Below are 10,633 nucleotides of genomic sequence, written 5' to 3' on the forward strand. Positions count from 1 at the left end.
AATCCGAAAATGCAATGTGAAACATAACAGAAAGAGAAAAACAGGAAAAAGTGTTCCCTCGTGGGACACTTTTTTTGATATGTCCAAAACGAGGAAATTTTGGGTTGTATTTTCCAAATATGGAGAATATAATGGGAAAAAGCCAGGATGTGGTATTCAAAACCAGATCAATTCCGGGTGAAAATATTAAACTATTACAAAGGAGATCGTGAACAATGGATGCAAAAATGAAAGTAGAAAGAGCCGCTGCAGGCGCTGCGATCGATGGTGTTTTAAAATATGTGAATCACGGAGACGACAGAACAAAAGCGCTGTTGAATCTGACGGATTTTGTACAGAAATTTACCGGAAATATGTTTGCGGAGAAAACCTTCGACAACATCCGCACCATGCTGCAGAATCCGGACAACAAATGGGTACAGTATGTCAACCGCGGACTGGACGAGCTGGATCCGCAGGTGATCAAAATGACTGCTTTGAACCTGGGATTCCAGGCAGCTTTCGTCGGAACGAAACAGATCCGTATGAACCGTGAAAAATACAACTGCAACATCCCATGGACGATGCTGATGGACCCGACAAGTGCCTGTAACCTGCACTGCACCGGATGCTGGGCAGCAGAATACGGCCACAAGCTGAATCTTTCCTATGAGAAACTTTCTGATATTATAAGCCAGGGAAAAGAGCTGGGAACCTACTTCTACATGTTCACCGGCGGCGAACCGCTTGTGCGCAAAAAAGACATCCTGCGTCTGGCAGAAGAGCATCATGACTGTGAATTCCACTGCTTCACGAATGGAACCCTGATCGATGAGGAGTTCTGTGAAGCAGTTCAGAAGCTCGGCAATATCTCCTTCTCCCTGTCACTGGAAGGCTTTGAGGAAGTAAATGACGGCCGCCGTGGTGCAGGTATTTTCGACAAAGTTCTTGCAGCCATGGATCTGATGAAAAAACATGGTCTCTTGTTTGGAACCTCCATCTGTTATACAAGAGCCAATCTCGAGACCGTGACAAGTGATGAATTCCTGGATCTGCTGATCGAACATGGCTGCCGCTACAGCTGGTATTTCCACTTTATGCCGGTTGGTATGGATGCAGCACCGGAGCTGATGCCGACGGTTGAGCAGAGAAAATATATCTATCACAGACTGCGTGAGATCCGTTCCGATAAGAGCGACAAACAGATCTTTGTTATGGACTTCCAGAACGACGGTGAGTTCGTCGGAGGCTGTATCGCAGGAGGAAGAAACTACTGCCATATCAATGCAAACGGCGATGTGGAGCCGTGTGTTTTCATCCATTACTCCGGCGCCAACATCAACGAAGTTTCCCTGATCGAAGCACTGCAGCAGCCGCTGTTCCAGGCATACCGCGATGGACAGCCGTTCAACCGCAACCACCTGCGCCCATGTCCGATGCTCGAAAATCCGGAACTGCTGCGTGAGATGGTAGAGAAGACCGGCGCGAAGTCAACCGACCTGCAGTCTCCGGAGAGCGCAGAGCATCTGTGCGGAAAATGTGATCTGTATGCTGCTGAGTGGAAAAAAGCCGCAGACGAGCTGTGGGCAGAGAATCCGCATCACAAACAGAGATATGAGAACTATAAGAAAGAGAACCTGGACGAGGAGGCAAAAGCTTCCACAGAGGAAATTCTTTCCGGAATCCGCGGATAATGCGATGCATGAACTGAATCAATGACAGAAATAAGACGCCGGGAAACGGGATAGAGCCTGTTTTCCGGTGTCTTTATGTTTCAATTCAATTCAATCTATAGCAAGACCCGAAAATAATGCAAAAAAGGCAGTGCTGCAGAGCGCGAATTTTTTGCATTATTTTCGGGGATTACTATAAGTCCGACAGGTCTTGCAGAAAAAAGGCAGATCCCGTATACTGGTAGAAGCAAAAAGATATTTTAACGACAGAGAGGATTAAAAAATAGAAGATGAACGATTCATTTTTACAGGAACAGGGCGTGAGCGGGGCGTTAATTGAGAGCGTGCGGAGATTCCGCGAGAGCTATCCGGTGGCGGAGGGCTTAGAGAACCGCATGAGTACGCCGGAAATCCCGTTTTTTGGAAAAGAGATTCTGGAGATGGCAATTGCCGCGCTGCTGCAGGGCGAAAATCTGCTGCTGACCGGCGAGAAGGCAACGGGAAAAAACGTGCTGGCAGAGACACTGGCGTATGTTTTCGGAAGACCGACGTACAACGTTTCCTTCCATGTAAACACAGGAAGTGCCGAGCTGATCGGAACCGATACGTTCCAGAACCAGGAGGTCACACTCCGGAAGGGCAGCATTTACCGCTGTGCAGAGGAAGGCGGCTTTGGTATTCTCGATGAGATCAACATGGCGAAAAACGATGCGGTCAGTGTTCTTCACGCGGCGCTCGACTACCGCCGTATCATCGATGTGCCAGGCTACGATAAAATTCCGCTTCACCCGGCGGCGCGGATGATCGGAACGATGAATTACGGCTATGCGGGAACGAGGGAGCTGAATGAAGCGCTGGTGTCCCGCTTTCTGGTGATTGACATGCCGCCGCTTACAGAAGAGACACTGTTTTATCTGATGCAGTCAAAATTCCCGGATCTGAAACCGGCGGCACGCGAAGCGCTGGCCGGCCTTTACCTCGATCTGCAGAAAAAGGCAAAACAGGCGGAAATCACCACGCGCGCGCTCGACCTCCGCGGTCTGTTCGGAGCGATTGGCACGATGCGTCAGGGGCTGTCCCCGTATCTTGCGGTGCAGATCGGCATTGTCAATAAATGCTTTGACCTGTTTGAAAAAGAGATCGTGCGGGATGTCGTGCGCACGCGGATTCCGGAAGAGTGGACGCCGCAGGATGTTTTTTAGAGGAAATACGTATGGTGACAGAGGAAACATTAAAAACGCATGAGATGGAGCTGGAAAGCCGGATCCGCAATCTCGTCTGGACTGTCAGCGGCGACTACACGCTGAAGCTGAACCCGGATGTGGAGCGGTATGCGAAAGAGCCGGATACGGTGCTGTACGACACAATCCGCCAGGGCGCCTTTTCGTGTTACTTTGATCGGGAAGCCTACAGCCTGTATCTGGTGAAGAAGGTTTACAGCGGCGCAGCGGAGGGAGAACTGATGATGCTCGCCCAGCTGGTGACGGAGGAGGCCGTATCGAAGCGGCTCGAAAGCGAGCGCCCCGGTGTCAAGGGCTTTCGAAGGAGAGCAGCGGAGGAAATACTGGACCACTCTTTTGAAACTCTATCCAGAAATGAGACAGGCCGCCTGAAACTGGAGTATCTGCGCGGAAGAAGAGAAGAGGACGAGGGGAAAAGCCCTTCATACTCGGGAAAAACGCGGGAGTGGATGGAGCTGCTGAAGCACGCATCCGAAACAGCGGATACAATGGAACTAATTCGGGTGACGGACGAGCTGTACAATAAGGTCGTCGATCCCGCATTTGTGAAAAAGCACGGTGATCTTGCCTCGGTTCTTGCGGTAACGATCGAGGAGCTCACCGAGTATTCCTGGAAGGATTTCCTTTCGGAGGAACTGTACGAGGACGGGCTCGAGACATATCTGGAGCGAGTTTCGCTTGATATGACAAATTTCACATCAAAAGAGGCGGAAGAGAAGAAAGAAAAAACAGCGGGAAGCGATACCAAAAAGGTCGTTGTCGTCGATGAGAAAGCGCTGGCACGGATGTATCAGTACATTCAGCGCAATTACGGAAAAACGTGGCTCTCGGAGAGTGAGGAGAAAAGCCGGAATTACCAGCTCTGCCGCGGCATCCACAGCGACTGCAGCCTCTATTACACGGAGGGTGTGCTGAAAAATCCGGTCGGAAAGTATTATCAGCTCTCCTATGCGCAGAAACAGAAGGATAAAAATCTTCATGCCTATTACGACCAGCACCGCGCGGTGCGGCAGAACATTTCGCTGCTGTACCAGGAACTGAAAAAAGCGATGCTGCTGCAGGAGGACCAGTCGTTTGCAGATGCAGACCACGGAATTTTACAGCCCGCGCGGATGTGGAAGGTGGGACGGAGTCAGAATGCGGATCTGTTCCAGCTGGAGCAGCGGCGGAATTCCCTTGATTTTGTTGTGGATATTCTCGTGGATGCGAGCGGTTCCCAGCGGCCGCGCCAAGAGAATGTGACACTGCAGACGTACATTCTGGCGGAGACCTTAAGCCGCCTGCACATCCCGTTCCGCGTGATGAGCTTCTGTACGTTCTGGGATTACACGATCCTGCACCGGATGCGCGATTACGACGATCCGCGGGAGAAGAACAGCAATATTTTTGAGTATATTACATCATCAAACAACCGCGACGGGCTTGCTGTCAAGGCTGCGGGGATAGATCTTTTAAAACGCCAGGAGGACCGGAAGCTGCTGATCCTCTTAAGCGACGGAAAGCCGTACGATGTGCTGGTGAACCGGCCGAATGCGAGAAATCCAAAGCCGTACCGGGATGACTATGCGCTGCATGACACGGCAACTGAGGTGCGGCGCCTCAGGCAGCAGGGTGTCTCGGTGCTTGGGGTCTTTGTAGGCGAGGAGACGGAGCTTATGGCGGAGCAGAAGATTTTCGGCAAGGATTTCGCATATGCGCGCGACATCCGCAACTTTTCCCATATGGTGGGAAGCTATTTAAGAAGAAAAATCGAAGAATAAACGAGCGGAATGCTCCGGGCGGAAAGTGGAAAACTTTTATCCGGAGCATTTTTTTGAATTTTTTACGCAAACAGGTTGACATTTCCCACAAAACCTCCTAGAATGTTCTATAGCGAACTGTTTAATATAAAACAGTCATCTATAGAACAGTTGCTTATAGAACAGTCCTTGCTCAAACAGTTTTATAACGAACAGATGGGGACGACAGCAAAGGGGAAAGGAGGAAAAAAGCAGCGTGTGTTGTAAAAAAAGAAAAATCGGCCACGAACTGCGGACGCTGGACAATATGATGTCACGGAACCTGATGGCAGCCGCCAGAGAGCGGGGGGTCGATGAACTGACCGCCATGCACGGATGGATTTTAGGGTATCTGTGCCGGAACGAAGACAAAGATATTTTCCAGAAGGATATCGAGGCGGAGTTTAAGATCTGCCGGTCCACCGTGACGAATATTTTAAAGCTCATGGAGAAAAAGGGCTACATCCGACGGGAGTCCGTTCCCTATGACGCGCGTCTGAAGAAACTGGTGCTGACCGATACCGGAAGAGAGCTTCACGAGAAGACGAAAGATATGATCGATATTCTGGAAGAACAGACGGTTGCGGGAATTTCAAAAGAAGATCTTGAGACTTTCTATCGTGTCATCGACCAGCTCAAAAGCAATGTAAAAAATATGTTAGGAGAGACATCATGTTAAAAACACTTGGAGCACAGGTAAAAGAGTTTAAAAAAGCCTCCATTGCCACTCCGCTTTTCATGATTCTGGAAGTTATCATGGAGATGATCATTCCTCTTATGATGGCATCCATTATCGATGATGGTGTAGAAAAAGGCGATCTCCATCACATCTACGTGGTGGGAGCGTTCATGGTGGCAGCAGCAGCCATCGGTCTGTTTGCCGGTATCATGGGCGGAAAATATGGAGCAAAAGCGTCTGCCGGATTTGCAAGAAATCTGCGTCAGGCCATGTTTGAAAACATTCAGGAATATTCATTTTCGAATATCGACAAATTCAGCACCGCAGGTCTTGTCACCCGCCTGACGACAGACGTTACCAACCTGCAGAATGCCTATCAGATGATTCTTCGTATGTGCATGCGTGCACCGTCGAGCATGATCATCGCGATGATTATGTCGTTTTACATCAATGCACGTCTTGCAAGCGTTTATCTGGTAGCCGTTCTTATCCTCGGAACGTGTCTGTTTTTGATCATGCGTTCCGCGACGAAATATTTCGATCAGGCATTTCCGAAGTACGATGAGCTGAATGCGAGCGTACAGGAAAACGTATCCGCCATCCGCGTAGTAAAAGCGTATGTGCGTGAGGATCATGAAACAAGTAAGTTCCACAAAGCAGCAGAGAACATCTACAAAATTTTCTGTAAAGCAGAGGAAAACCTTTCCTTCAACGCGCCGCTGATGCAGCTTACCGTTTACAGCTGTATTCTTCTGATCAGCTGGCTCGGTGCGAAGATGATCGTCGGAAGCAGCCTGACAACAGGAGAGCTGATGAGCCTTCTGACCTACTGCATGAACATTTTGATGAGCCTCATGATGCTTTCGATGGTATTCGTTATGATCACGATGAGCCTTGCGAGTGCGCGCCGTATTACCGAGGTTCTGAATGAGAAGAGCGATCTCGACAATCCGGAGAATCCGGACTTTGATATTCCGGACGGAAGCATTACCTTCGATCACGTCTACTTCAACTACAAAAAGGGAGCAGGCGAGCCGGTTCTTTCGGATATCAACCTTTCGATCAAATCCGGTGAGACCATTGGTATCATCGGCGGAACCGGAAGTGCGAAGACGAGTCTTGTCAACCTGATCAGCCGTCTGTACGATGTCACGGAAGGCTCCATCAAAGTCGGCGGAAAGGATGTCCGTTCCTACGATATGGAAACTCTGCGAAATGAAGTAGCCGTTGTTTTACAGAAAAATGTGCTGTTTTCCGGTACCATTCTCGACAATCTTCGCTGGGGTGATAAAAATGCTTCGGAAGAAGAGTGCAAGCGTGTCTGCCGTCTTGCCTGCGCTGATGAATTTATCGACCGGATGCCGGAGGGCTACAACACCTACATCGAGCAGGGCGGATCCAACGTATCCGGCGGCCAGAAACAGCGCCTCTGTATCGCACGAGCGCTGCTGAAAAAACCAAAGGTGCTGATTCTGGATGACAGTACAAGTGCTGTCGATACCGCAACCGATGCAAAAATCCGGAAGGCATTCCTGACCGAGATTCCTGAAACGACAAAGCTGATCATTGCACAGCGTATTTCCAGTGTGCAGGACGCAGACCGTATCATTGTCATGGAGAACGGAAAAGTAAATGGTTTTGGAAGCCATGAGGAATTACTGAAAACCAATGAAATTTACCGGGAAGTATATGAGTCTCAGACCGGTGGCGGCGGAGACTTTGACGAAAAGAGAGGTGAGTAAGGAATGGCAGAGAGAGTACAGCAGGTAAAGGGGCCGGGCGCAAGACCTCCAAGAGGGGTGAAACCGCAGGTCAAGAATCCGATGAAGATCTTTACCAGAATTATGAAATATGTATTAAAGGATTATACCGTACATTGCATCGCTGTTGTCATTGCGATTTTTGTCAACGTCCTGGCAAACGTACAGGGAACGATGTTTATGAAAACGCTGATTGACGGCTATATCACGCCGATGCTGACCCAGCCGGATCCGGATTTTGGCCCGCTGCTCCACGCAATTTTGCGGGTGGCCGGATTTTACGGGATCGGTATTGTGGCTGCGTTCATTCAGAACCGTACCATGATTTATGTGTCCCAGGGAACCCTGCGGAATCTGAGAAATGATCTGTTCGGCAATATGGAAAAGCTGCCAATCAAATATTTTGATACGCATGCGCACGGCGATATTATGTCGATTTATACAAATGATATTGATACTCTGCGCCAGATGATCAGTCAGAGTATCCCGCAGATCATCAACAGTGCAATCACGATTGTCAGTGTCTTTGTCAGTATGCTGATTCTGAACATCCCGCTGACGATTACAACGCTGGTTATGGTATCTATCATGCTGGGAGTGACAAAAAAGGTGGCCGGATTTTCCGGAAATTTCTTTGTAAAACAGCAGAGGGATCTTGGTAAAGTCAACGGCTTTATCGAAGAGATGATGGATGGCCAGAAGGTTGTCAAGGTATTCTGTCATGAAGAGGAGAATATCGAAAAATTCAAAGAAATTAATAATAATCTGTATGAGAGTGCTTACAATGCCAATGCGTTTGCGAATGTCATCGGACCGATCAATGCACAGCTTGGAAATATGAGCTATGTTGTCTGTGCGATTGTCGGCGGTGCACTTGCCCTTGGCAATGTCGGTGGCTTTACGCTCGGTGGTCTGGCAAGCTTTCTGACCTTCAACAAGAGTTTTAACATGCCGATCAACCAGGTCAGCCAGCAGTTGAACGCAATCGTTATGGCACTTGCAGGAGCCGAACGTATTTTCCGCCTGATGGATGAAGAGCCGGAGCTGGACGAGGGGTATGTAACGCTTGTCAATGCGAAGGAAGAAAACGGAAAACTCACCGAGACGAAAGAGCGTACCGGAAAATGGGCATGGAAGCATACGCACCAGGCAGATGGATCTGTGGATTACCGCGAGCTGCAGGGCCGTGTGGTATTCGAACATGTTGATTTCGGCTATAACCCGGATAAAATCGTTCTGCACGATGTATCACTGTTTGCGGAGCCGGGTCAGAAGATCGCGTTTGTCGGTTCCACCGGAGCCGGAAAAACAACCATTACCAATCTGATCAACCGTTTTTATGATATTCAGAAAGGTAAGATCCGTTACGATGAGATCAATATTGGAAAGATCAAAAAAGACGATCTGAGAAGATCGCTTGGCATTGTTTTGCAGGATACACATCTGTTTACGGGAACGGTAAGAGAAAATATTGCCTTCGGAAAGCTCGATGCGACGGAGGATGAGGTTGTAGCAGCAGCAAAACTGGCGAATGCGCACGGATTCATTATGCGTCTGCCGCAGGGCTATGACACAATGCTGACCGGAGACGGTGCGAATCTGTCCCAGGGTCAGCGGCAGCTTCTTGCGATCGCGCGTGCAGCCATTGCGGATCCGCCGGTACTGATTCTCGATGAGGCGACAAGCTCCATTGATACCCGTACCGAGCGCATTGTTCAGGATGGTATGGATAAGCTGATGAGCGGAAGAACAACCTTTGTTATCGCACATCGTCTGTCTACCGTACGAAACGCCGATTGTATCATGGTTCTTGAGCAGGGACAAATTATTGAGCGCGGTACCCATGATCAGCTGATGGAACAGAAAGGAAAATATTATCAGTTGTATACCGGAAATCAGGTTTCTGCATAGCAGAAAAAACGGAAAAAGTAAGTCCCGCACGACAGAAAATAAAAATCTGTCTGTGCGGGATTTTTTTGTGAAGCAGCGGCTGGTTTTATGTGCGAGTAGCGAAGCGGATTGCGAATATCCGATTCGAAACGATGATTGCGAGTGATACAGTAAGTTCCCACAGGTTTTTGGGTCTTGAAAAAGACAGCGGGATTTTATAAAATAGAAGAAGCGTTTGAATATATGCAAAGGAGAAAAACTATGGAATACCTGAATACAGCGCAGGAGCTGCTCGATTTTATCATGCGGTGCAAAAGCCCGTTTCATGTGGTAAAAGAAGCCGGCGATCTGCTGAACGAAAATGGATATACAAAACTGGAGGAGACAAAAGAATGGAGTCTCGTTCCGGGCGGAAAATATTATGTGACGAGAAATGAATCCTCGGTGATTGCGTTCCAGATCCCGGAGAGCGCATTTTCCAGCTACCAGATCATCGCAAGCCACAGCGACTGTCCGACGTTTAAAGTAAAGGGAGAGGACCCATTCGTGACGGATGGTCATTATACCCGCCTGAACGTGGAGGGCTACGGCGGAATGATCCGTTCCCCATGGTTTGACCGTCCGCTTTCCCTGGCGGGCCGCATGGTGGTACGTGACGGAAACAGCGTGAAATCCGTGCTGGTTGATGCCGGACGAGATCTGGTGACGATCCCGAATTTGCCGATTCATCTGAATCGTGACATCAACAACGGAATCAAATACAGTGTGCAGACCGACATGCTCCCGATTCTCGGTGATGAGACAGCGAAAGATCATTTCTATGAGCTGTTTCTGCCGGATACGGCAAAAGAGGATATCCTCTCGATGGAACTTTATCTGTACAACCGCGTGGAGGGCTCTATCTGGGGCGCCAGCAAAGAATTTCTGTCCAGCGGCCGCCTCGACGATCTGCAGAGCGCATTCGGTTCCTTAAAAGGATTCCTTGCCGCAAAAGCGACAGGTCAGGTTAATGTCTGCGCAATCTTTGACAACGAGGAAGTCGGAAGCCTTACCAAACAGGGCGCAGATTCGTCGTTCCTGACTGAGACCCTGCAGCACATCAACGCAGCGTGCGGAAAAGACACGATCGCTTACCACAGAGATCTTGCGGGAAGCTTTATGGTTTCTGCCGATAATGCACATGCGTTCCATCCGGCGCATGCGGAGAAATACGATCCGAAGAGCCGCGTCTACATGAACGGCGGCGTTGTCATCAAACAGAGTGCAAACCAGAAATACACGACCGATGCTGTTTCGGAAGCCGTAACAAAGATGATTTGCGAGAAGGCCGGCGTACCGTGCCAGGTATTCGCAAACCACGCCGACATTCCGGGCGGAAGCACGCTCGGCGCAATTCTGAACTCTCTTGTCTCGGTGACAAGCGTGGATATCGGAATGGCTCAGCTTGCGATGCATTCCCCGTATGAGACGGCAGGCGCCAAAGATACTGCTTATCTGGTGCAGTTCGCAAAGACCTTCTATGAGACGACACTGGTGCGGACAGAGCATGGATTTTCTCTGGAAGAAAAATAAAAGTTTAAGATAGAAAAAAGCGGCCGGCGGGACTTTTGAAAAGCCTCTGCCGGCCGCTTTT

At 49.3% G+C, this 10,633-nt stretch carries 7 protein-coding genes; all 7 read left to right on the forward strand.

What is annotated here, in order from left to right; translation table 11 throughout:
- Positions 1-215: 215 nt before the first annotated feature.
- Positions 216-1,673: a radical SAM protein gene (locus tag DW915_RS00820; RefSeq protein WP_022463292.1), complete on the forward strand. Its 1,458-nt coding sequence runs from the start codon at positions 216-218 to the stop codon at positions 1,671-1,673.
- Between the two features lie 269 nt (positions 1,674-1,942).
- Positions 1,943-2,854, forward strand: coding sequence for an AAA family ATPase (locus tag DW915_RS00825; protein WP_055218173.1), 912 nt, complete (start codon positions 1,943-1,945; stop codon positions 2,852-2,854).
- Positions 2,855-2,865: 11 nt separating this feature from the next.
- Positions 2,866-4,653, forward strand: coding sequence for a cobaltochelatase CobT-related protein (locus DW915_RS00830; RefSeq protein WP_118741401.1), 1,788 nt, complete (start codon positions 2,866-2,868; stop codon positions 4,651-4,653).
- A gap of 235 nt (positions 4,654-4,888) precedes the next feature.
- The gene (locus DW915_RS00835; protein WP_243002015.1) at positions 4,889-5,350 is read left to right on the forward strand and encodes a MarR family winged helix-turn-helix transcriptional regulator; all 462 of its coding nucleotides are present in this window, start codon (positions 4,889-4,891) and stop codon (positions 5,348-5,350) included.
- Positions 5,344-7,092: an ABC transporter ATP-binding protein gene (locus tag DW915_RS00840; RefSeq protein WP_118741402.1), complete on the forward strand. Its 1,749-nt coding sequence runs from the start codon at positions 5,344-5,346 to the stop codon at positions 7,090-7,092. The genes DW915_RS00835 and DW915_RS00840 overlap by 7 nt, the downstream gene beginning before the upstream one ends.
- A gap of 3 nt (positions 7,093-7,095) precedes the next feature.
- The gene (locus DW915_RS00845; RefSeq protein ID WP_118741403.1) at positions 7,096-9,021 is read left to right on the forward strand and encodes an ABC transporter ATP-binding protein; all 1,926 of its coding nucleotides are present in this window, start codon (positions 7,096-7,098) and stop codon (positions 9,019-9,021) included.
- Between the two features lie 240 nt (positions 9,022-9,261).
- Positions 9,262-10,572 (forward strand): M18 family aminopeptidase, encoded by a 1,311-nt coding sequence (locus tag DW915_RS00850; RefSeq protein WP_055226483.1) that lies wholly within the window; start codon positions 9,262-9,264, stop codon positions 10,570-10,572.
- The last annotated feature ends 61 nt before the right edge of the window (positions 10,573-10,633 follow it).

Origin of the sequence: Blautia sp. AM42-2 (genome assembly GCF_003480245.1) — a bacterium.
Classification (GTDB): domain Bacteria; phylum Bacillota; class Clostridia; order Lachnospirales; family Lachnospiraceae; genus Fusicatenibacter; species Fusicatenibacter saccharivorans.